At 59.9% G+C, this 21390-nt stretch carries 20 protein-coding genes; 6 read left to right on the top strand and 14 right to left on the bottom strand.

The window, feature by feature from the left end; genetic code table 11:
* Window positions 1-9 precede the first annotated feature (9 nt).
* Complete coding sequence (locus tag BLU63_RS12000; protein ID WP_083375525.1) at window positions 10-2289, bottom strand: heavy metal translocating P-type ATPase; 2280 nt, start codon at window positions 2287-2289, stop codon at window positions 10-12.
* A gap of 84 nt (window positions 2290-2373) precedes the next feature.
* Between BLU63_RS12000 and cadR the strand changes: the two genes are divergently transcribed.
* The gene (gene cadR, locus BLU63_RS11995) at window positions 2374-2823 is read left to right on the top strand and encodes a Cd(II)/Pb(II)-responsive transcriptional regulator (protein ID WP_010466748.1); all 450 of its coding nucleotides are present in this window, start codon (window positions 2374-2376) and stop codon (window positions 2821-2823) included.
* Window positions 2824-2843: 20 nt separating this feature from the next.
* Here the strand turns inward: cadR and BLU63_RS11990 are convergent, their stop codons facing one another.
* The 4 genes from BLU63_RS11990 to BLU63_RS11975 all read right to left on the bottom strand — a co-directional run bounded on the left by BLU63_RS11990 (window position 2844) and on the right by BLU63_RS11975 (window position 6510).
* Complete coding sequence (locus BLU63_RS11990; protein WP_083375524.1) at window positions 2844-3674, bottom strand: hypothetical protein; 831 nt, start codon at window positions 3672-3674, stop codon at window positions 2844-2846.
* Window positions 3675-3824: 150 nt separating this feature from the next.
* Window positions 3825-4796 (bottom strand): thymidylate synthase, encoded by a 972-nt coding sequence (locus BLU63_RS11985; RefSeq protein WP_083375523.1) that lies wholly within the window; start codon window positions 4794-4796, stop codon window positions 3825-3827.
* A 48-nt stretch (window positions 4797-4844) separates the two neighbouring features.
* On the bottom strand, window positions 4845-5651 hold the full coding sequence (gene lgt / locus BLU63_RS11980) for a prolipoprotein diacylglyceryl transferase (protein WP_010466741.1): 807 nt from the start codon (window positions 5649-5651) through the stop codon (window positions 4845-4847).
* Between the two features lie 76 nt (window positions 5652-5727).
* The gene (locus tag BLU63_RS11975; RefSeq protein WP_077747197.1) at window positions 5728-6510 is read right to left on the bottom strand and encodes a sulfite exporter TauE/SafE family protein; all 783 of its coding nucleotides are present in this window, start codon (window positions 6508-6510) and stop codon (window positions 5728-5730) included.
* 134 nt (window positions 6511-6644) lie between these two features.
* Between BLU63_RS11975 and BLU63_RS11970 the strand changes: the two genes are divergently transcribed.
* Complete coding sequence (locus tag BLU63_RS11970) at window positions 6645-7391, top strand: NRDE family protein (RefSeq protein WP_083375522.1); 747 nt, start codon at window positions 6645-6647, stop codon at window positions 7389-7391.
* Between the two features lie 105 nt (window positions 7392-7496).
* On the opposite strand, the gene ptsP is transcribed toward BLU63_RS11970, so the two are convergent.
* Window positions 7497-9776, bottom strand: a complete 2280-nt coding sequence (ptsP, locus tag BLU63_RS11965) for a phosphoenolpyruvate--protein phosphotransferase (RefSeq protein WP_083375521.1) — start codon at window positions 9774-9776, stop codon at window positions 7497-7499.
* A 22-nt stretch (window positions 9777-9798) separates the two neighbouring features.
* Complete coding sequence (locus BLU63_RS11960; RefSeq protein WP_007945562.1) at window positions 9799-10278, bottom strand: RNA pyrophosphohydrolase; 480 nt, start codon at window positions 10276-10278, stop codon at window positions 9799-9801.
* Window positions 10279-10421: 143 nt separating this feature from the next.
* Between BLU63_RS11960 and BLU63_RS11955 the strand changes: the two genes are divergently transcribed.
* Window positions 10422-11078, top strand: a complete 657-nt coding sequence (locus BLU63_RS11955; protein WP_010466731.1) for a histidinol-phosphatase — start codon at window positions 10422-10424, stop codon at window positions 11076-11078.
* A gap of 120 nt (window positions 11079-11198) precedes the next feature.
* On the opposite strand, the gene BLU63_RS11950 is transcribed toward BLU63_RS11955, so the two are convergent.
* Complete coding sequence (locus BLU63_RS11950) at window positions 11199-11624, bottom strand: DUF2269 domain-containing protein (RefSeq protein ID WP_077747195.1); 426 nt, start codon at window positions 11622-11624, stop codon at window positions 11199-11201.
* 39 nt (window positions 11625-11663) lie between these two features.
* A complete protein-coding gene (ilvA, locus tag BLU63_RS11945) occupies window positions 11664-13178 on the bottom strand; it encodes a threonine ammonia-lyase, biosynthetic (RefSeq protein WP_010466728.1) in 1515 nt (504 codons plus the stop codon).
* Between the two features lie 301 nt (window positions 13179-13479).
* Between ilvA and rpiA the strand changes: the two genes are divergently transcribed.
* A complete protein-coding gene (gene rpiA, locus BLU63_RS11940; protein WP_010466726.1) occupies window positions 13480-14151 on the top strand; it encodes a ribose-5-phosphate isomerase RpiA in 672 nt (223 codons plus the stop codon).
* Window positions 14152-14274: 123 nt separating this feature from the next.
* Here rpiA and BLU63_RS11935 read toward each other — a convergent pair whose 3' ends face one another.
* The 4 genes from BLU63_RS11935 to BLU63_RS11920 all read right to left on the bottom strand — a co-directional run bounded on the left by BLU63_RS11935 (window position 14275) and on the right by BLU63_RS11920 (window position 18564).
* A complete protein-coding gene (locus BLU63_RS11935) occupies window positions 14275-15192 on the bottom strand; it encodes an SdiA-regulated domain-containing protein (protein WP_083375520.1) in 918 nt (305 codons plus the stop codon).
* A gap of 105 nt (window positions 15193-15297) precedes the next feature.
* Window positions 15298-16227 carry an SdiA-regulated domain-containing protein gene (locus BLU63_RS11930; protein WP_083375519.1) on the bottom strand — a complete coding sequence of 310 codons (930 nt, stop codon included), beginning with the start codon at window positions 16225-16227 and terminating at the stop codon, window positions 15298-15300.
* A 254-nt stretch (window positions 16228-16481) separates the two neighbouring features.
* Window positions 16482-17147 carry a fumarylacetoacetate hydrolase family protein gene (locus BLU63_RS11925; protein ID WP_010466720.1) on the bottom strand — a complete coding sequence of 222 codons (666 nt, stop codon included), beginning with the start codon at window positions 17145-17147 and terminating at the stop codon, window positions 16482-16484.
* A 22-nt stretch (window positions 17148-17169) separates the two neighbouring features.
* Window positions 17170-18564 (bottom strand): FAD-binding oxidoreductase, encoded by a 1395-nt coding sequence (locus BLU63_RS11920; RefSeq protein ID WP_010466719.1) that lies wholly within the window; start codon window positions 18562-18564, stop codon window positions 17170-17172.
* A 363-nt stretch (window positions 18565-18927) separates the two neighbouring features.
* Here BLU63_RS11920 and serA point away from each other — a divergent pair, with 363 nt between their 5' ends.
* Window positions 18928-20157, top strand: a complete 1230-nt coding sequence (gene serA, locus BLU63_RS11910; protein WP_010466716.1) for a phosphoglycerate dehydrogenase — start codon at window positions 18928-18930, stop codon at window positions 20155-20157.
* Window positions 20158-20217: 60 nt separating this feature from the next.
* On the opposite strand, the gene BLU63_RS11905 is transcribed toward serA, so the two are convergent.
* Window positions 20218-20643, bottom strand: coding sequence for a DUF4399 domain-containing protein (locus tag BLU63_RS11905; RefSeq protein WP_010466714.1), 426 nt, complete (start codon window positions 20641-20643; stop codon window positions 20218-20220).
* A 136-nt stretch (window positions 20644-20779) separates the two neighbouring features.
* Here BLU63_RS11905 and BLU63_RS11900 point away from each other — a divergent pair, with 136 nt between their 5' ends.
* Entirely contained in the window at window positions 20780-21364 is a 585-nt protein-coding gene (locus BLU63_RS11900; RefSeq protein ID WP_010466713.1) for a transporter substrate-binding domain-containing protein, read from the top strand.
* The last annotated feature ends 26 nt before the right edge of the window (window positions 21365-21390 follow it).

The raw sequence follows: 21390 nt of genomic DNA, 5'->3' as shown, positions 1-21390 counted from the left end.
CCTCATCGCTTACTTGCGCAGCAGGCGCAAACCGTTGAACACCACCAACAGGCTGACACCCATGTCGGCGAACACCGCCATCCACATGGTGGCGATCCCGGCGAAGGTTACCCCAAGAAAGATCACCTTGATGACCAAAGCGAGGGCGATGTTCTGTTTGAGAATGGTCGAGGTTCGACGCGACAGGCGGATGAACGCAGGGATCTTGCGCAGATCGTCGTCCATCAGGGCGACATCGGCGGTCTCGATGGCGGTATCGGTACCGGCGGCGGCCATCGCGAAACCAATCTGGGCGCGGGCCAGCGCCGGCGCATCGTTGATGCCGTCGCCGACCATGCCAACACGATGGCCCTGTGCATAAAGTGCCTCGATGGCTTGCAGCTTGTCGTTGGGCAGCAGATCGCCCTTGGCCTCGTCGATGCCGACTTGCACGGCAATCGCCTGGGCGGTGTGGACATTGTCGCCGGTCAGCATCAGGGTTTTGATGCCCAGATCGTGCAGTTGCTGGATCGCTTCGCGGCTGGACTCTTTCACCGTGTCGGCCACGGCAAACAGCGCCAACGGGCCGGACTTGTCGAGCAACAGCACCACCGATTTTCCCTGTTTTTCCAGGGCAAACAGCTTCTCTTCCAGCGCAGGCGAACACAGGCCCAAGTCTTCCACCAGGCGATGGTTACCCAAGTGGTAGACCTGACCGTTGATTTCCCCGCGTACACCGCGACCGCCCAGGGCTTCGAAGTTATCCACAACGAGCGGCGCGAATTGTTTATCCACCGCCGCATTGGCGATGGCCAACGACACCGGGTGGTCCGAACGACCGGCCAGCGCTGCGGCAATCGCCGGGGCAGTGGCGTCTGCGGTGGGATCAAGCGACACATAATCGGTCTGCACCGGTTTGCCGTGGGTCAGGGTGCCGGTCTTGTCCAAGGCCAGGTAATCGAGTTTGTGGCCACCTTCCAGATAAACGCCGCCCTTCACCAGGATGCCTTTGCGTGCCGCCGCGGCGAGGCCACTGACGATGGTCACCGGAGTGGAAATCACCAACGCGCATGGGCAAGCGACCACCAGCAAGACCAACGCGCGGTAGATCCAGTCGAACCAGACGGCGCCCATAAACAGCGGCGGAATCACCGCCACAGCCAAGGCCAGCAGGAACACCGCCGGGGTATAGATTTTCGAGAACTGATCGACGAAGCGCTGGGTCGGCGCCCGTGCGCCCTGGGCCTGTTCCACGGCGTGGATGATCCGCGCCAGCGTGGAATTGTTCGCCGCTGCAGTGACGGAATACTCCAGCGAGCCTGCCTGGTTGATGGTGCCGGCGAAGACCTTATCGCCCACCGTCTTCTCGATCGGCAGACTTTCGCCGGTGATCGGCGCCTGATCGATGGTCGAACTGCCCGACACGACTTCGCCGTCCAGGCCAATCCGCTCGCCGGGACGCACCCGCACTCGCGCACCGAGCTCGATGGTTTTGACCTCTTGCGTGACCCAGCTGCCGTCGGCTTGCTGCACCGTCGCCTGTTCCGGGGTCATCTGCATCAAGCCGCCAATGGCGTTACGCGCCCGGTCCAGCGACTTGGCCTCGATCAACTCGGCCACGGTGAACAGGAACATCACCATCGCCGCTTCCGGCCATTGCCCGATCAGGATCGCGCCGGTGACTGCGATGCTCATCAACGCGTTGATGTTCAGGTTGAGGTTCTTGAGCGCGATCCAGCCCTTCTTGTAAGTGGTGAGGCCGCCACTGAGGATCGAAATCAGCGCGATGATCGCCACCACCCAGTCCGGCGCGGCACTAGTGAAGTGGATCACTTCTGCCGCCAGCGCACCCACGCCGGACAGTGCCAGAGGCCACCAGTGCTTTTTCTCGGCGATCGGCGCTGGCGCTTCGGCGCCCTGTTCCATCGGTTCAGCCACCATGCCCAGCGACTTGATCGCCTCGATGATCGGCGCAGTGCTCGGCAGGTTATGGGTCACGCCCAGGACCCGATTGATCAGGTTGAATTCCAGTTGCTGCACCCCCGCAAGCTTGCCCAGTTTGTTCTGGATCAGCGTCTGCTCGGTCGGGCAGTCCATGGCGTCGATGCGGAAGCTGCTCAGCCGCGCGCCGTCGGTCGGCGTGTCGCTCAACTTGATCAGCGAAGGCGCTGCCGCCTTGGAGGAGCAGCAGGAATCGCCGTGCCCGCCATGGTCATGCTTCTGCACAGGCTGCAGCTTGTGGCTGTGATCGTGATCGTGATCGTGATCGTGATCAGCCTCGGGTTTGTGGGTGTGAAGGGAATCGCTCATTGGTTGCGTCCATGAAGGTGCCTGTTGCCAAGTAAAGACCCTGTAGCCACTATAGGGTCAAGCACCCTTTTGGAGATTGCTGTCATGAAGATTGGAGAACTGGCGAAACTCACCGACTGCGCCGTCGAAACCATCCGCTACTACGAGCGCGAAAACCTGCTGCCGGAGCCCGCCCGCAGCGACGGCAACTACCGGGTCTACACTCAGGCCCACGCCGAACGCCTGACCTTCATCCGCAACTGCCGCACGCTCGACATGACCCTGGAAGAGATCCGCAGCCTGCTGGCCCTGCGCGACAGTCCGCAGGATCAGTGCGAAAGCGTGAACGCGTTGATCGACGAGCACATTCATCACGTGAAAGCGCGGATCGACGGATTGATGGCGTTACAGACGCAACTGCTCGACCTGCGCCAACGCTGTGGCGAGGGCCCGGACATTGATCAGTGCGGGATTTTGCAGCGGCTGGAAGTGAGTGGCGGGGTGGTGGCGACGGAAGTTGAGCATTCCCATGTCGGCAGGAGTCATGGGCATTAGCCCCATCGCCACATCAGCGACTAGATCAACTTGAATTCCAATATGCCTCGATGCCCCATGCCGTAACCGATGCCCGGGACCATGCCCGAGCCCAGAAAAAGACTGCAGCGCAGGTGAACGGTCTCACCCCGATGCTTTTGATAGACAGAGGGCTCAATCCGAAACTTGAGGGGGGAATCGGGATTGACCGTCAACTTGCGCTGATAGTCTCTCCAGGCTCCGCCCTGCCCGCCATTCGCGCTACTTATCCAGAGCATTTCAATGGCGTTGTTTGTTCGCAGGTTTTCAATCCGCGGAATGGTCAGAACGACGCCATCGGGATGTGGGTCAATCTCCAGAACGCCCTCAGAGACGCCCTCAATAGAGACCGGGCCGGTTTGAATCAGTGCCGGGGCGAAGGTCATGAGCAATGATGCAGAAGGTATAGCGCCCCCGCTTCTTTCGATGACAAAAATGACCTCGACCCGGTCTCCTTCAAACTGCCTTGCCGTGTCGTCGGGCACAACAAAATGCAACGGCATAAAACTCTGTACGGACTGCGGCTGCGACTGATAATTGCCCCCCGAACCGCCAAACGCCGCCCATTGCACTCGAACCTGATCGCCGATCTGAAATTCTCTATCGTTTACCGCCACGACCACTCGAAGTGAATCGACGAAGATCGGTGCGCCGGTGAAAACCTCCATGGGCACCACGCATCCCCATGGATCGAGGCCCGGAATGAAATGAAAGAGCCCCGACTGGCTTTCACAGCCAACGAACGGTGCTCCTGTCAATCCGCTCCTTAGAGGGTTTGTGCCGAAATGTCGCTCCGAAAAGCCGTCCGTTACACCGGCCGCAGTGTTATTCATGACAAGGCTCCTGAAATAAAAAGAGAGTGTTGCTGACCACGGCCTGATGGCCTCGTGATCAGTCAAACACCCTCTCATTTATTCGCCTACTGGCAGAAATGACAGTCAGGTAGAACCTTTTCTAATAAAACAGCCCTGCCCGTCAAACAATCAGACGGCCATCGGTGCCGTCATCGGCGCGTGATGCTGATACCCCTCAAGCGAGAAATCGCTCGGCTCGATCAACTCCAGCCACTCCGGCTGATACAAGCCGGTCTTGGCAAACTCCGGCACACGGTCACTGATCACCAGTTTCGGCATCGGGAACGGCTCGCGCTTGAGCTGTTCGTTGAGCATGTCCAAATGGTTTTCGTAAACGTGGGCATCACCGATGAAATAGGTGAACCAGCGCGGTGTGTAGCCGGTCAGTCGGCCGATCAGACTCAGCAACGCGGCGCCTTCGGTGAGGTTGAACGGCGTGCCCAGCCCTAGGTCGTTGGAGCGGATGTAGAGCGTCAGGGAGATTTCCCTGGTCTCGACATTCGGGTGGAACTGGTACAGCAGGTGGCACGGCGGCAAAGCCATTTCATCGAGTTGGGCGACGTTCCAGCCGTGGAACAGAATGCGGCGGCTGCCCGGGTCCTTGATGATGGTGTCGACGCACTGGCGGACCTGGTCGATCGCCTTGTACAGAACGACATAGGCCTGACCGTCTTCCTCGCCTTCGGCGATCTGACGATAACCCTGGCTCAGGGTCTGTTCGATAGCGGCCTGATTGCTGACCGGAATCTGCTTGTACGCCGGCCATTTGCGCCATTGCACGCCGTAGATTTCGCCAAGGTCGTCTTCACCCTGACGGAACGGATTGGCCAGCCACTGCGCGTTTTCGTTGGCGTTCTGATCCCAGACCTTGCAGCCCAGCGCGCGGAATTCGGCGGCGTTGTTCACGCCACGCAGGAAACCACACATCTCGCCGATGGCCGATTTGAAGGCCATCTTGCGCGTGGTGATCGCCGGGAAACCTTCTTTCAGGTCATAACGCAGCATCGCGCCCGGAAAGCTGATGGTGTTCACGCCGGTGCGGTTGGCTTGCTTGGTGCCGTTCTTGATGACGTGGGCGACCAGTTCGAGATATTGCTTCATGAATTACCTGTGTCCTTGAACCCGGGGCCGTCACCCCGGGATTCGAATTTATACGGCAGCCGCTGGAGTCGCCGGGGCGCGGTGATACGCCAGCCAGATCAGGAACAGCCCGCCAACGATCATCGGTACGCAGAGCACTTGGCCCATAGTCAGCCAGTTCCAGGCCAGATAGCCCAGTTGCGCGTCCGGTACGCGGACAAACTCCACGATGAAACGGAAGATGCCGTAGAACAGGGCAAACATCCCGGACACCGCCATGGTCGGCCGCGGCTTGCGCGAGAACAGCCAGAGAATGGCAAACAGGGCCACGCCTTCGAGCGCGAACTGGTACAGCTGCGACGGGTGACGCGCCAGTTGCGCCGGATCGGTCGGGAAGATCATTGCCCACGGCACGTCGGTCGCCTTACCCCACAACTCGGCGTTGATGAAGTTACCGATGCGCCCGGCACCCAGGCCGATCGGCACCATCGGCGCGACGAAATCCATCAGCTGGAAGAACGACTTGTTGTTCTTCTTGCCGAACCACAACGCGGCCAGCATCACGCCGATGAAGCCGCCATGGAACGACATGCCGCCCTTCCATACTTCGAAAATCAGTGTCGGGTTGGCCAGATAAGCGTTCAGATCGTAGAACAGCACATAGCCCAGGCGGCCGCCGACGATAACGCCCATCGACATCCAGAAGACCATGTCGGAAAGCTTTTCCTTGGTCCAGGTCGGGTCGAAACGGTTGAGCCGGCGCGATGCCAGCAGCCAGGCGCCGCCGATGCCGATCAGGTACATCAGACCGTACCAGTGGATTTTCAGCGGACCGATGGCCAGGGCCACCGGGTCGATCTGCGGGTAAGGCAGCATTGCGACTCCTTGTTGAAAGTTGAAACCAGAATTCCCGGGCGACGCTGCCACCTCAGGATTAAGCCAGCATTGCGAGCTAGAGCAGGAAGCTCAGGCCTACGCAGAACAGCAAAGCCGCGAACAGCCTTTTCAGCAACTTTGGCGACAGCCTGTGGGCCAGTCGCGCACCGAGGCGGGCGAACACCATGCTGGTCAGGGCAATCCCCAGCAGCGCCGGCAAATAGATAAAACCGAGACTATGGGCCGGCAGCAAGGGATCGTGCCAGCCCAGAATCATGAAACTTGATGCACTGGCCAAGGCGATGGGCAGGCCGCAAGCCGACGAAGTCGCCACGGCTTGCTGCATCGGCACGCTGCGCCAGGTCAGGAACGGCACGGTCAACGAGCCGCCGCCAATGCCGAAAATCGCCGAGGCCCAGCCAATCACACTGCCGGCCACGGTGAGACCGAGTTTGCCGGGCACCGTTCGACTGGCCTTGGGTTTGACGTCCAGCGCCAGTTGCGCGGCGATGATCAGCGCAAACACACCGATGATTTTCTGCAGATTCGGGCCGGAGATCGCTTCGGCCGTCAGCGCCCCGAAACCGGCACCCATCAGAATTCCGACGGTCATCCACACGAATATCGGCCAACGCACGGCGCCACGACGATGATGTTCGCGGACGGCATTGACCGACGTAAAGATGATCGTTGCCAGGGACGTGCCGACCGCCAGGTGGGTCAGGATCGAGGCGTCGAAGCCCTGCAAGGTGAAACTGAACACCAGCACCGGGACGATGATGATCCCGCCACCTACCCCGAACAGCCCGGCCAGCACGCCTGCGCAGGCGCCCAGCGCCAGATAGAGCAGAAATTCCATGGACGATCTCAATGCTTAGGCAAAACCGGAGCGGCATGGTAACGGATGCGTGGCCTCGGGCTCCACTGCGGATGGCAATGGAACGACAGGCGACGACTGCGTAGAGTGAGCAAAAAACACACAAGGACCACCTTATGTGCCTGATTGTTTTTGCCTGGCGACCGGGTCACGCCCAGCCGCTGATCGTGGCGGCCAACCGCGACGAGTTCTATGCCCGGCCCAGCCAGCCCCTGGCGCAATGGCCGCACGCACCGCATGTCTACGCGGGTCTCGACCTCGAAGCCGGCGGCACCTGGCTCGGTATTGGTGCCAATGGGCGTTTTGCTGCGCTGACCAATATTCGTGATCCGAATCAGTCGCCATCGCGAAAATCCCGAGGTGAGCTGGTGGCGGGTTTTCTCTTGGGCAATATGCCAATTGATGATTACTTAAGCGACGTTGTCGGACGTTCGCTGGAATATGCCGGATTTAATCTGCTGATCGGCAATGCCAACGAGCTGTGGCACTTCAATGCGCGGGAGTCTGAGGCGGTGATGCTGGCGCCTGGGATTTATGGGCTGTCGAATGCCGGGCTGGATACGCCGTGGCCTAAATTGCTCAAGGCACGGGCGGCACTGGAGGAAGTGCTGGAGGATCCGCAGCCAGAGGCGTTACTGGCGTTGCTGAAAGATCCGCAGACCGCACCCTTCGCCGAGTTGCCGGATACCGGGGTGGGGTTGGCGACCGAGACGTTGCTGTCGAGTGTGTTTATTGCCAGTCCGACTTATGGGACGCGTGCGAGTACGGCGCTGATTGTTCAGGCGGATGGGACGCGGCGGATGGTCGAACGGAGTTTCGGGCCGTATGGGGGGCATTTGGGGGAAGTGGAGATCTGGGTTTAGATTTTTGGAGTGTTCGAGGACGTCTTCGCGGGCAAGCCTCGCTCCTACAAGGGTCAGGTAATCCCTGTAGGAGCGAGGCTTGCCCGCGAAGGGGCCATCAGCCTTTCAGAGGGTTTTGACCGAAGCCGGATTGACCATCCGCGCCAACCCAAGGTTTTTCAGCGCCAATTGCAGCGAGCTGTGGATCACTTGCGGGTTGTCGATGGTCATCAGTTCAGCCAGCAATTCCTGGGCCTTGCTCAGGTTGATCTGACGCAGCATCCACTTCACTTTCGGCAGGTTGGTGGCGTTCATCGACAGGCTGTCGAAGCCCATCGCCATCAACAGCACCGCCGCCGCCGGGTCACCGGCCATCTCGCCGCAAATGCTCACAGGCTTGCCTTCGGCATGGGCATCACGCACCACGTTCTGCAACGCTTGCAGCACCGCCGGGTGCAGATAGTCGTAAAGGTCGGCTACACGCGGGTTGTTCCGGTCCACCGCGAGCAGGTATTGAGTCAGGTCGTTGGAGCCGACCGACAGGAAGTCCACCTGCCGCGCCAGTTCCTTGGTCTGATACACCGCCGCCGGAATCTCGATCATCACGCCAATCGGCGGCATTGGCACGTCGGTGCCTTCGTCGCGGACTTCGCCCCATGCCCGGTGAATCAGGTGCAGGGCTTCTTCGAGTTCATGGGTGCCGGAGATCATCGGCAGCAGAATCCGCAGGTTGTTCAAGCCTTCGCTGGCCTTGAGCATGGCGCGGGTCTGCACCAGGAAGATTTCCGGGTGGTCGAGGGTAACGCGAATGCCGCGCCAGCCGAGGAACGGGTTGTCTTCCTTGATCGGGAAGTACGACAGCGACTTGTCGCCGCCGATGTCCAGGCTACGCATGGTGACCGGTTGCGGATGGAACGCGGCGAGTTGCTCGCGGTAGATCGCCAGCTGCTCCTTTTCGCTCGGGAACCTCTGGTTGATCATGAACGGCACTTCGGTGCGGTACAGACCGACCCCTTCGGCACCACGCTTCTGCGCTCGCGCCACGTCCGCCAGCAGACCGGTGTTGACCCACAGCGGCATGCGGTGGCCATCGAGGGTCACGCACGGCAAGTCGCGCAAAGAGTCCAGACCCAGCGCCAGCTGTTTCTCTTCTTCCACCACTTCGGCGAACTGCTTGCGCAGCACGTCGCTGGGGTTGGTGTAGACCTCGCCGCGATTACCATCGACGATCAATTCGATGCCGTCGACCTTGGCATAGGGCAGGTCGACCAGGCCCATCACCGTCGGTATGCCCATCGCCCGGGCGAGGATCGCGACGTGGGAGTTACCCGAACCGAGGACCGAGACCAGACCGACCAGCGTGCCTTCCGGCACCTCGCCGAGCATGGCCGGCGTCAGTTCTTCGCTGACCAGAATGGTTTTTTCCGGATAGACCAGATTCTGCTGACGCTCTTCCTGCAAGTAGGCGAGCAAACGGCGGCCAAGGTCCTTGACGTCCGAGGCTCGCTCACGCAGGTACGCGTCGTCCATCAATTCGAAACGGTTGACGTGCTCCGTGACCACCTGACGCAACGCACCCTGGGCCCACTGACCGGTCTTGATCACCGTGGTCACTTCGTTGCCCAGCGCTTCGTCGGCGAGCATCATCAGGTAGACGTCGAACAAGGCCCGCTCTTCGGGGCGCAGCTGCGAGGCCAATTTGGCGGACAAGGCACGCATGTCGGCGCGAACGCCTTCGATGGCGGTCTTGAACAGCCCGAGTTCGGCGGCGATATCGGAGATGGTCTTGTCGGGCACCACGTCCAGGTCGGCCGGCGGCAGCATGACCACCGCGGTCCCGACCGCCGCACCCGGCGAACCCGGTACACCGACGAACTTGGCTTCCTGAATGCCTTTGCCCTGACGGCCCAGGCCACGGATCGAACCGGTGGCTTCGGCGTGGGCGATAACGCCGGCGAGCTGCGCGCTCATGGTCACGAGGAAGGCTTCTTCACCTTCATCGAACTGGCGGCGTTCTTTTTGCTGAATGACCAACACGCCGACGACGCGGCGGTGGTGAATGATCGGCGCCCCGAGGAAGGAGGCGTAGCGCTCCTCGCCCGTTTCGGCGAAGTAGCGGTAGCGCGGGTGATCCGCGGCGTTTTCGAGGTTCAGGGGTTCTTCACGCGTGCCGACCAGGCCAACCAGACCTTCGTTGGGTGCCATGCTGACTTTGCCGATCGAGCGCTTGTTCAAGCCCTCGGTCGCCATCAGCACGAAGCGGTTGGTCTCGGGGTCAAGCAGGTAGACCGAGCAGACCTGGCTGCCCATGGCCTCTTTGACGCGCAACACAATAATCCCCAACGCCGCCTTGAGATCCTTGGCGGAGTTAACTTCCTGGACGATCTTGCGCAGCGTATTGAGCATGGCTCGGGGTCGAACTCCGTCGTCAGTCGCGCGTTAAAAGGCGCGGGGCAAGCTCTTTGAGAGCGCGTCGATACACCTCGCGCTTGAATGTCACCACCTGGCCCAACGGATACCAATAACTGACCCAGCGCCAGCCATCGAACTCCGGTTTACCGGTCAAATCCATCCGCACCCGCTGCTCGTTGGAGATCAGGCGCAGGAGAAACCATTTCTGTTTCTGGCCGATGCACAGCGGTTGGCTGTGTGTTCTGACCAGACGTTGCGGCAAACGATAGCGCAACCAGCCCCGGGTGCAGGCGAGAATTTCAACATCTTCGCGCTCAAGACCCACTTCTTCGTTCAACTCGCGGTACAAGGCGTCTTCCGGCGTCTCCTGGGGGTTGATCCCGCCCTGTGGAAACTGCCAGGCATCTTGATTGATACGGCGAGCCCATAGCACCTGTCCGGCATCATTCGTGAGAATGATCCCGACATTGGGGCGGAAACCATCGGGGTCGATCACGGCAACAACCTCGCAAACGCATGTCGCCGCATTGTTCCACAAAGGTTGTGAAGGCAGCAACGAGCCGACCTACCTTATGTGCACTCTTGTGAAAAGTCCGTATTCTGGACGCCTTTCTACAGACTTTTCAGCGAGTAACTGCAATGCGGCTGGCTTTATTCGACTTGGACAACACGCTTTTGGGCGGCGACAGTGACCACGCCTGGGGCGATTACCTGTGCGAGCGCGGCTTCCTCGATGCCGTCGCCTACAAGGCACGCAACGACGAGTTCTATCAGGATTACCTGGCCGGCAAGCTGGATAACGATGCTTATCTGAACTTTTGCCTGGAAGTCCTCGGCCGCACCGAGATGGCCACACTGGATCAATGGCACCTGGATTACATGCGCGATTGCATTGAGCCGATTGTGCTGCCCAAGGCTATCGATTTGCTGGCCAAGCACCGCGAGGCTGGCGACAAATTGGTGATCATCACCGCGACTAACCGTTTCGTCACCGGGCCGATTGCCCAGCGTCTGGGGGTTGAAACTCTGATCGCCACGGAATGCGAGATGGTTGATGGCCGTTATACCGGGCGCAGCACCGATGTTCCGTGCTTCCGCGAAGGCAAGGTCACGCGGTTGAATCGTTGGCTGGAAGAGACCGGGCATTCGCTGGAAGACAGCTATTTCTACAGCGACTCGATGAATGATTTTGCGTTGCTGGAGCAAGTGGCGAATCCGGTGGCGGTCGATCCTGATCCGAATTTGCGCGCCGAGGCCGAGCAGCGTGGCTGGCCGGTAATTTCGTTGCGCGACTGAAATTGCTTTCGCGGGCAAGCCTCGCGCCTACAGGATTTGTGGTGGTAGCCGACTACAGACTCGACACATCACCTGTAGGAGCGAGGCTTGCCCGCGAAGGGATCGCCTCGGTTTCAAGCCTTAAACCGGCTTGGCGCCCATCAACCCCGCAATGGCGATAAAGCAGACAAAGCTGAACAGCGCGAGAGCAAAGGTGAACTTGCCGCTGCCGCCCGGCGCAGTACGCAGCTTGTTCAGCCGCACCAACAACCAGAACCACCCCAACGCTGCCAGGGTGTAAAGCACACTCGACGCGAGCAACCACGTCTGCCCCAACGGCCAGCCCACCAGATGCACCATCCACCAGCCGGTGAACGGCATGCTCAGCAGCGCCAGGCCCATCAACAGCCAAACGAACACCCGAGGCCGTTGCAACGTGCGCGCTGCAGCAGTCGCATCACCACGACGCCGCGTTTGCCAAAACCATATCCCCAAGCCCAGCGCACAACCCAACAATATTGCCGTCGCCGCGGTGTGCGCCATTTTCAGGGCGGTTAACGTTTCCATTGTTCGACTTCCTTAGAGACTGCCCATCAGCGTAGCCGCTCAGCCGAGAAACAGCTGATAGGCCGGATTGTCGCTTTCATCCCAGTACGGGTAACCGATTTCCTCAAGCGCCGCAGGAACCAGATGACGTTCGTCGTGAGGCACTTGCAGGCCCGCGACCACACGGCCATCCGCCGCGCCGTGGTTGCGGTAGTGGAACATCGAGATGTTCCAGCGCCCGCCGAGCTTGTTGAGGAAGTTGAACAGCGCACCCGGACGTTCCGGGAATTCAAAGCGCAGCACCACTTCATCGACGACCTGGGCCGCGCGGCCACCGACCATGTGACGTATGTGCAACTTGGCCAGTTCGTTATCGGTCAGGTCCAGCACCGGGAAACCCTGCTCGCTGAGGCTGGCGATCAGCGCACTGCGCGGGTCGGTTTCCGGATGCGTCTGCACGCCGACGAAGATATGCGCTTCGCTGCCAGTGTTGTAGCGGTAGTTGAATTCGGTGATCTGGCGCTTGCCGATGGCTTCGCAGAACGCCTTGAAGCTGCCCGGTTTCTCGGGAATGGTCACGGCGATGATGGCTTCGCGGCCCTCGCCCAGCTCGGCGCGCTCGGCAACGTGGCGCAAGCGGTCGAAGTTGACGTTGGCGCCGGAATCGATGGCGACAAAGGTGTGCCCGGTGACACCGCGTTGCTCGACGTACTTCTTGATCCCGGCCACGCCCAGGGCGCCGGCAGGTTCGGTGATCGAGCGGGTATCGTCGTAGATGTCCTTGATCGCCGCGCAGATTTCGTCGGTGCTGACGGTGATCACCTCATCGACGTAGTCTTTGCAGATATCGAAGGTGTGCTGACCGATCTGCGCCACCGCGACACCATCGGCGAACAGGCCCACGGTCGGCAGCACCACGCGCTCGCCGGCCGCCATGGCCGCTTGCAGGCAGTTGGAATCGTCCGGTTCGACGCCGATGATTTTGATTTCAGGGCGCAGGTATTTCACATACGCAGCGATCCCGGCGATCAACCCGCCGCCGCCCACCGGAACGAAGATCGCATCCAGACGCCCGGGGTGCTGGCGCAGAATCTCCATCGCCACGGTGCCCTGCCCGGCAATAGTGTGGGGATCGTCGTAAGGGTGAATGTAGACGTAGCCTTTTTCGTCGACCAGTTTGAGCGAGTAGGCCAGGGCTTCCGGGAACGAATCGCCGTGCAGCACGACTTTGCCGCCACGGGAGCGCACGCCTTCGACCTTGATTTCCGGGGTGGTCTTGGGCATGACGATGGTGGCTTTCACGCCCAGCACTTTTGCCGCCAGGGCCAGGCCCTGCGCGTGGTTGCCCGCCGAGGCGGTGACCACACCGCGAGCGCGCTCTTCATCGCTCAACTGCGTCAACTTGTTGTAGGCGCCGCGAATCTTGAACGAGAACACCGGCTGCAAGTCTTCACGCTTGAGCCAAATGGAATTGCCCAGCCGCTCGGAGAGCTGGCGAGCAGTCTGCAACGGGGTTTCTACGGCAACGTCATAAACGCGCGAGGTGAGGATCTTTTTGACGTACTGTTCGAGCATCGGAAAGCATCACTGAGCGGGTTGGGCAGGGCCAAGGAGTCTAACCCGGCTTTCGGCCGGACGACCACACTAAACAGGTGGTTTTACCGTCCATGGAAGGGATCATGAACCTGTGGGAGCGAGGCTTGCCCGCGAAGAGGCCGTCACATCCAACATAAATGTTGGCGGTACGATCGCTTTCGCGGGCAAGCCTCGCTCCTACAAGTAACGGTCGTGGCCCGCCAATCGGGCAATGACCTTCCCTGCCCCGAAGCCTATAATGCTGGCCTTTCGTTCCCTCCTTCGGCACCTCGGAGCCCGCATGACCCAGGATCAACTCAAACAGGCAGTGGCTCAGGCCGCCGTCGACTTCATCCTCCCAAAACTCGACGACAAGAGCATTGTCGGGGTCGGCACCGGCTCCACCGCCAACTGCTTCATCGACGCCCTGGCCAAGCACAAAGGCGCGTTTGACGGCGCGGTCGCCAGCTCCGAAGCCACCGCCGCTCGCCTCAAGGGCCACGGCATTCCGGTGTATGAGCTGAACACCGTCAGCGACCTGGAGTTTTATGTCGACGGCGCCGATGAAAGCGACGAGCACCTGAACTTGATCAAGGGCGGCGGCGCGGCCCTGACTCGCGAGAAAATTGTCGCGGCCGTGGCCAAGACCTTCATCTGCATCGCCGACGCCAGCAAACTGGTGCCGGTGCTCGGCGCGTTCCCGCTGCCGGTCGAAGTGATCCCGATGGCCCGCAGCCATGTGGCCCGCGAGCTGGTGAAGCTCGGCGGCGACCCGGTCTACCGTGAAGGCGTGTTGACCGACAACGGCAACATCATCCTCGACGTGTTCAACATGCAGATCACCAACCCGGTGGAGCTGGAGGCGCAGATCAACGCCATTGTGGGCGTGGTCACCAATGGTTTGTTCGCGGCGCGTCCGGCGGATTTGCTGCTGCTGGGCACTAGCGAAGGCGTGAAAACCCTCAAGGCCTGACCCCGCACTCCCAGTAGGAGCGAAGCTTGCTCGCGAAGAGGCCGTCACATTCAACATCTCTGTCGATTGTTACGGCCTCTTCGCGAGCAAGCTTCGCTCCTACAATAGGTTTTGCGGTGTTTGTTAGTTCTGCGCTGGTTTTTTGAAGACGTAGAACAGGTTCGGCTCGCTCACCAGGTACATCGTGCCATCGTCATCCATGGCGATGCCTTCCGCTTGCGGCACGGTCTTCTGCAACCCCTGTCGCCCCTTGCTCAGCGACATGGTGCTCAGCGGTCGCCCGTCCACATCCAGTTCCAGAATCAGCCGCGACTCGTCGGACAGCGCCAGCAAATGGCCGCTGCGCTCGTCGTATTGCAGGCTCGACAGGTCTCGCACGAACATCCCGGCATCGCGCTTGGGGTTGTTGACCACATGCACCGCGTAGGATTTCTCCGGGTTGTAATGTGGGAAGCCCTGCACTTCGTAGATCAGCATCGGGTCGCGCTCCTTGGCGACGAACAGGCGCTTGCCCACCGAATCGTAAGCCAGGCCTTCGAAACCCTTGTTGCCGCTCATGTGCACGCCGAGGGTCATCTGCTCGGCGTCCGCCGCGTCGAGGAACGTCGTGTCCTTATCCAGATGAATCTTGATCAGCCGCTGCTGGCGTTCATCGGTGATCACGTATGTGTCGGCGCTGATGAACTCCACCGCCTCCGGATCACCGAAGCCGACCAGCGAAATACGTCGGACGATCCGCCCGTCCAGCGACAGTTCGATCAGCTCGGCGTTTTTGTTGGTGACGGTAAACAGGCTTTTGCGCACCGGATCGAAGGTCAGCGCCGACACGTCGTCGTTCAGCCCGTCAATGACCCGGGCTTCGAGCTCCACCCGGTATTGATCCAGGCCGATGGACTCGCTGCTTAAAGGTTGCCAGAGGGTGTGCAGGTTGAACCAGGCGCGCTCGAACAGACGCATGTATTGGCCAACCGCAATCAGCGCGACCAGTGCAATGACTGTCAGGATCAAAATAAGGGGTTTGGGACGGGCAAGTCGGCGCATTCAGGCGGGCTCGGAAACAGAAACAGGCGGATGAAATATCACGCCTGTATGAATTCAAGCTTAATGGCCAGTTGCCTTTGACCACAACGCCTGGATTCTGAGCGCCTATTTCTGCTTTTCGAAACGGTAGAACAGGTTCGGCTCACTCACCATGTACAGCGTGCCCGCCTCGTCCATGGTCACGCCTTCGGCGCGCGGAATGGTCTTCTTCAAGCCGTTGAAGCCGCCCAGCAAGGTCATGAAGCTGACCTGCTCGCCCTTCTCGTCCAGTTCCAGCAACAAGTGGGAATCGGCGGACAGCACCAGGGTGTGGCCTGTACGCGGGTCGATGGCCAGTCCCGAGAGGTTGCGGATGTCCAGTTCGTCATTGGCGAGTTTCTGCTTGTCGCCCTTGAGGGTCTGGCTGCCGTCGCTTTTCCAGCTGAACAGCGCAGGCGGACGCTCCTCACCCAGGAGGATTTGCTGATTGCGCGGGTCATAGACGATGGCTTCGAAGGCCTTGTTCTGGTCTTTCGAAGGGCCGAGGTCGTATTTAGGGAAGTTGGTGATGTTCAGTTCACGCGTGTCGGCATCGACCTTGACGATGGAGAGCATATGCTCACGCTCATCGACGATGGCCAGCAGACCATTGCCCATCATGGTCAGGCCTTCAGGGTTGCTCCAGCCCACCAGCGGCATCTTGCGCAGGACATCGCCTTGCAAGGTCAGCTCAACGAGGAACGGGTTTTTGCCCATGACCGAAAACAGGGTTTTGGTGTGCGGGTTGTAAGCCAGGTCCGACGCTTCGTCCTTCTCCATGCCCGGCAGCAGCTTGGCGTCGATCACTGCGCGGTAATCCGGTAGCCAGATACTTTCCTGACGCTCGGCCGGGCTTTCAAAACGCTCATGCAGCCAGAGCACACCGCGATCGTCCCAATGCATCGCAAAGGCGAGGCCATAAACGGCGACGGCCACCAGCAAAAGCCAGGAATACCAACGCATGACAAAGCGCGAGCGGCGGGCAGTTTTGACAGTGGGCAGCGGTCGGGTGGCCATTCAGGATGCGTTCCAGAAATTCAGGCTACGGGTAATAGCACAATTGGGACCGGCTCAGACGCCGGAATCCGCGGAATTATCCAGACAAGATGTGAAAAAAACGGGAAATGGCGGGATTGCCCTTCTGCGGGCCACCACAAACCGATGTCGGAGCGAGCCTGCTCGCGATGAGGGCGTGTCAGTCAACAGAGATGTCGAATGACAGGCCGGTATCGCGAGCAGGCTCACGCCTACCGGGTTTTGCGGTGTTTGGGTTAACGGACGCTGCTGGTGAAACTGCTCGCGCCGGACAGTTCGATCACCAGTTCATCACCGACATTCAGCGGGCCAACGCCCACTGGCGTGCCGGTCAGGATCACGTCCCCGGCCTGCAGCGAGAAGCAACCGGCCATGTGCTGGATCATCGGCACGATCGGGTTGAGCATGGCGCTGCTGTTGCCATCCTGGCGCACTTCGCCATTGATGGTCAGGCGGATGCCGATGTCAGTCAGGTCGGCAAAGGTGCTGCCGGACACGAACGGCGCAATCACCGCCGCGCCGTCGAAGGACTTGGCGATTTCCCACGGCAGGCCCTTGGATTTCAGCTCGGCCTGCTTGTCGCGCAACGTCAGGTCCAGGGCCGGGGCGAAACCGGAAATCGCATCCAGCACTTCTTCACGGCTTGGCTTGGTCGACAACGGCTTGCCGATCAACACCGCGATTTCCGCTTCGTAATGCACCGAACCGCGCTCGGTCGGAATGCTGAAACCGCCTTCCAGCGGCACCACGCAACTGCCTGGCTTGATGAACAGCAGCGGCTCGGTAGGCACCGGATTGTCCAGTTCCTTGGCGTGTTCGGCGTAGTTGCGGCCAATGCACACCACTTTCCCCAGCGGGAAGTGAATACGCGTACCGTCGACATACTGGTGCTGATAGCTCATTACCGACTCCTGTTCCGTTGATTCAAACAGCGAAGATTTTGCCCGGGTTCATGATGCCGTTCGGGTCGAACACCGCCTTGACGGCTTTCATGTATTCGATCTCGACCGGCGAGCGGCTGTAGGTCAAGTAATCACGCTTGGTCATGCCCACGCCGTGTTCGGCGGAAATCGAGCCGTTGTACTTCTCGACGGTTTCGAACACCCACTTGTTGACGGTGGCGCACTTGGCGAAGAACTCGTCCTTGCTCAGGTTTTCCGGCTTGAGGATGTTCAAGTGCAGGTTGCCGTCGCCGATGTGGCCGAACCAGACGATTTCGAAATCCGGGTAGTGTTCGCCGACAATCGCGTCGATTTCCTTCAGGAATGCCGGGACTTTCGACACGGTGACCGAAATGTCGTTCTTGTATGGCGTCCAGTGGGAAATGGTTTCGGAAATGTATTCGCGTAGTTTCCACAGGTTCTGCAGCTGGGTTTCGCTCTGGCTCATGACGCCGTCCAGCACCCAGCCCTGCTCGACGCAGTGCTCAAAGGTTTCCAGGGCGTGGTTGGCCACTTCTTCGGTGGTCGCTTCGAATTCCAGCAGCGCGTAGAACGGGCAATCGGTTTCAAACGCCGCCGGCACGTCGCCGCGGGCCATGACCTTGGCCAGGGCCTTGTCGGAGAAGAACTCGAAGGCGGTCAGGTCGAGTTTGCTCTGGAACGCGTGCAGCACCGGCATGATCGAGTCGAAATCGGCGGTGCCGAGGACCATCGCGGTGAGGTTTTTCGGCGCGCGGTCCAGGCGCATGGTCGCTTCGACGACAAAACCGAGGGTGCCTTCGGCGCCGATGAACAGCTGACGCAGGTCGTAGCCGGTGGCGTTCTTGATCAGGTCGCGGTTCAGTTCCAGCAGATCGCCCTTGCCGGTGACGACTTTCATGCCGGCTACCCAGTTGCGGGTCATGCCGTAGCGAATCACCTTGATTCCGCCGGCATTGGTGCCGATATTGCCGCCAATCTGGCTCGAACCCGCCGACGCAAAATCCACCGGGTAATACAGGCCTTTTTCTTCAGCCACGTTCTGCAGATGCTCGGTGACCACGCCTGGCTGGCACACCGCCGTGCGGTCGGTCAGGTTCACGTCGAGAATCTGGTTCATGTAGTCGAACGACACGACCACTTCACCATTGGCCGCCACCGCAGCGGCGGAAAGACCGGTACGACCGCCGGACGGCACCAGCGCCACCTTGTGCGTGTTGGCCCAACGGACAATGGCCTGGACCTGCTCGGTGGTCTTGGGGAACACGATGGCGGTCGGGGCCGGGGCGAAATGCTTGGTCCAATCCTTGCCATAAGTATTCAGGGAGTCGGCGTCGGTCAACACCTTGCCAGGCTCAACCAGGGTCTTCAGCTCATCAATCAGGGCAGGATTGGTCATCGACAGAACTCTCGAACAATTCATGGTCATCCTGAGAACGCTTCACGTCGCAGGAATGAGTGTTTAGCGGGGTGCGTATGCTAGCATACCGACCCCGCAGGGTAGTGCCCAACGGCTATTCTGCGGTGACGGCTTTCCTGCCGTCCGGGTCAGCGTTATGTGCCCTGTTTTATACGTACGATCCTCTTTTGACGAGTGGCTGTTGTCGTCAGGTAAGGCGCCGCGACGAGTCATAGCCCGCTATGGCGAGGAGCGGCAACGCAGCATGACGGCAACAGACGCCGTCAAAAAGGATCAGTACGTATAAGACAGGGCACCCTGACTATTTCCTGCCATTTTTCTCCGGGATACAGGTTTACGCAGATGAGCAAGACTTCTCTCGATAAGAGCAAGATCAAGTTCCTTCTTCTCGAAGGCGTCCACCAATCGGCTGTCGACGTCCTCAAGTCGGCGGGCTACACCAGCATCGAGTACCTCACTGGTTCTCTGCCGGAAGCCCAGCTGAAGGAAAAGATCGCTGATGCGCACTTCATCGGCATTCGCTCTCGCACTCAACTGACCGAAGAGATCTTCGATCACGCGAAGAAGCTCGTGGCTGTGGGGTGTTTCTGCATCGGCACCAACCAGGTCGACCTGAACGCGGCGCGCGAACGCGGCATCGCGGTGTTCAACGCCCCGTACTCCAACACTCGCTCCGTTGCCGAGCTGGTGCTGGCCGAAGCGATCCTGTTGCTGCGCGGCATTCCTGAGAAAAACGCATCCTGCCACCGTGGCGGCTGGATCAAGAGCGCGGCCAACTCCTTCGAGATCCGCGGCAAGAAGCTGGGCATCGTCGGTTACGGCTCGATCGGCACGCAATTGTCGGTCCTGGCGGAAGGCCTGGGCATGCAGGTGTACTTCTACGACACCGTGACCAAGCTGCCATTGGGCAATGCAACCCAGGTCGGTAACCTGACCGAGCTGCTGGGCATGTCCGACATCGTTACCCTGCACGTTCCGGAAACCGCGGCGACCCAGTGGATGATCGGCGAGAAGGAAATCCGCGCCATCAAGAAGGGCGGCATTCTGATCAACGCCGCACGCGGCACCGTGGTCGAACTGGACGCCCTGGCGGACGCGATCAAGGACAAGCACCTGATCGGCGCGGCCATCGACGTGTTCCCGGTGGAGCCACGCTCCAACGACGAAGAGTTCGAAAGCCCGCTGCGTGGCCTGGACAACGTGATCCTGACCCCGCACATCGGTGGTTCCACCGCCGAGGCGCAGGCCAACATCGGTCTGGAAGTGGCAGAAAAACTGGTCAAGTACAGCGACAACGGCACCTCGGTGTCGTCGGTGAACTTCCCGGAAGTGGCCCTGCCGGCTCACCCTGGCAAGCACCGCCTGCTGCACATCCACCAGAACATTCCGGGTGTGATGAGCGAGATCAACAAGGTCTTCGCCGAAAACGGCATCAACATCTCCGGTCAGTTCCTGCAGACCAACGAGAAAGTCGGCTACGTGGTCATCGACGTAGACGCCGATTACTCGGAAATCGCCCAGGAGAAACTGCAGCACATCAACGGCACTATTCGCTGCCGCGTGTTGTTCTGATAGCGACTTGAGTGACAAAAAAAGGAGCCCTTCGGGGCTCCTTTTTCATGCGCTACCGTGTCATTTGACGTTGACGGTGATCTTCTTCGACACGATGGGCGGATCGAACGGCATGTGTCCGCTGTCGCCCAGCTCAAGCTGCAAGGTGTGTTTGCCCGGGGCCAGTTTGATTTCGGCCTGGGTCTGCGCCTTGCCGAAGTGCATGTGGTTGGCATCCAGCGGAATCGGTGCGCCGGCGGCCGGCAGTTTGTCGACATCGATCAGCAAGTGGTGGTGACCGGTGTTCTTGGTGACATCCCCGGCCGGTGCCAGGGCGATGTCCTTGACGCCGAATTTGACGGTGAAGGTTTCCGGGACAGTGGCGCCGTCTGCGGGAGATACGATAAACACTTCTGCACCCTTGGGCGCCGGAGTCGCAGCCGTTGCCAGCATCGAAGCACTCAGCAGCAGCCCAGCGAATGCTGCTCGTGACATAAACGTTTTCATTCTCTTCTCCAGTTTTTCCGTAAAATCCGCGTGGCCGAGACAACTTCACGGCCATTTGTTGTCGAAGGACCTCGACAACCATAGCAAAGCGAGCCTGAATCAGAGCATCGCGATAAATGTATTCAAAGGAGTGACCATGCGCTTTTTGCCTGGCCTGATCTGCCTGCTACCCCTTTTGAGCCCTTTGGCCCATGCCGAACTGATTGACGATGTAAACGATCGGGGCGAACTGCGTATTGCCCTTGAGGCTAATACACCCCCCTTCAATTTCAAGGACGAGGGCAAACTCACCGGCTTCGAAGTGGAATTGGGCCAACAGCTGGCCAACGAACTGGACGTGCGGGCCGACTTCGTCGTGACCGATTCCAGCGACCTGTTGTCCGGCGTTGAAACCGGCAAGTACGACATCGCCATCAACCACATAGCAATGACCCCGGATCTCAAGGATCGTTTCGACTTCACCGAGCCTTACATTCAAACCAATGCGCAATTGATCGCGCAGAAAGAAGAGCCGCGTTCGATCCTGTTGGTGCAGTCGCTGACGGAAGAAAAGCCGAAAACCGCCCCGGCTGTGGATTTGGCGATTCCGTTTCAGAAGGGTAACCCGGCGTTTCACGCCAGCCTGGAAGCTGCGTTGAAGCGGATCAAGGCGGATGGTCGACTGGAGGCGCTGGAGCAGAAGTGGTTTGGGGCGGATGCGAGTGTGGCGCCCAAACCCTGATCCCGGACTGACGACCAACCCTGTAG

Source organism: Pseudomonas mandelii (assembly GCF_900106065.1).
In the GTDB taxonomy this organism is placed as follows: domain Bacteria; phylum Pseudomonadota; class Gammaproteobacteria; order Pseudomonadales; family Pseudomonadaceae; genus Aquipseudomonas; species Aquipseudomonas mandelii.
Note: the sequence above shows the minus strand (reverse complement) of the source record. Positions and strands in the feature narration are given on the sequence as shown.

What these genes read in the sequence shown, in the direction of transcription:
- BLU63_RS11975 (WP_077747197.1), bottom strand. Translation starts at nt 6,510, where the DNA reads ATGGAATTTCTGCTCTATCTGGCGCTGGGCGCCTGCGCAGGCGTGCTG.
- BLU63_RS11905 (WP_010466714.1), bottom strand. Translation starts at nt 20,643, where the DNA reads ATGAAAACGTTTATGTCACGAGCAGCATTCGCTGGGCTGCTGCTGAGT.
- rpiA (WP_010466726.1), top strand. Translation starts at nt 13,480, where the DNA reads ATGACCCAGGATCAACTCAAACAGGCAGTGGCTCAGGCCGCCGTCGAC.
- BLU63_RS11990 (WP_083375524.1), bottom strand. Translation starts at nt 3,674, where the DNA reads ATGAATAACACTGCGGCCGGTGTAACGGACGGCTTTTCGGAGCGACAT.
- BLU63_RS12000 (WP_083375525.1), bottom strand. Translation starts at nt 2,289, where the DNA reads ATGAGCGATTCCCTTCACACCCACAAACCCGAGGCTGATCACGATCAC.
- lgt (WP_010466741.1), bottom strand. Translation starts at nt 5,651, where the DNA reads ATGCTGCCTTACCCGCAGATCGACCCGGTGGCCCTGGCCATCGGTCCG.
- cadR (WP_010466748.1), top strand. Translation starts at nt 2,374, where the DNA reads ATGAAGATTGGAGAACTGGCGAAACTCACCGACTGCGCCGTCGAAACC.
- BLU63_RS11955 (WP_010466731.1), top strand. Translation starts at nt 10,422, where the DNA reads ATGCGGCTGGCTTTATTCGACTTGGACAACACGCTTTTGGGCGGCGAC.
- ptsP (WP_083375521.1), bottom strand. Translation starts at nt 9,776, where the DNA reads ATGCTCAATACGCTGCGCAAGATCGTCCAGGAAGTTAACTCCGCCAAG.
- BLU63_RS11985 (WP_083375523.1), bottom strand. Translation starts at nt 4,796, where the DNA reads ATGAAGCAATATCTCGAACTGGTCGCCCACGTCATCAAGAACGGCACC.
- BLU63_RS11930 (WP_083375519.1), bottom strand. Translation starts at nt 16,227, where the DNA reads ATGGCCACCCGACCGCTGCCCACTGTCAAAACTGCCCGCCGCTCGCGC.
- BLU63_RS11935 (WP_083375520.1), bottom strand. Translation starts at nt 15,192, where the DNA reads ATGCGCCGACTTGCCCGTCCCAAACCCCTTATTTTGATCCTGACAGTC.
- BLU63_RS11900 (WP_010466713.1), top strand. Translation starts at nt 20,780, where the DNA reads ATGCGCTTTTTGCCTGGCCTGATCTGCCTGCTACCCCTTTTGAGCCCT.
- BLU63_RS11925 (WP_010466720.1), bottom strand. Translation starts at nt 17,147, where the DNA reads ATGAGCTATCAGCACCAGTATGTCGACGGTACGCGTATTCACTTCCCG.
- ilvA (WP_010466728.1), bottom strand. Translation starts at nt 13,178, where the DNA reads ATGCTCGAACAGTACGTCAAAAAGATCCTCACCTCGCGCGTTTATGAC.
- serA (WP_010466716.1), top strand. Translation starts at nt 18,928, where the DNA reads ATGAGCAAGACTTCTCTCGATAAGAGCAAGATCAAGTTCCTTCTTCTC.
- BLU63_RS11920 (WP_010466719.1), bottom strand. Translation starts at nt 18,564, where the DNA reads ATGACCAATCCTGCCCTGATTGATGAGCTGAAGACCCTGGTTGAGCCT.
- BLU63_RS11970 (WP_083375522.1), top strand. Translation starts at nt 6,645, where the DNA reads ATGTGCCTGATTGTTTTTGCCTGGCGACCGGGTCACGCCCAGCCGCTG.
- BLU63_RS11950 (WP_077747195.1), bottom strand. Translation starts at nt 11,624, where the DNA reads ATGGAAACGTTAACCGCCCTGAAAATGGCGCACACCGCGGCGACGGCA.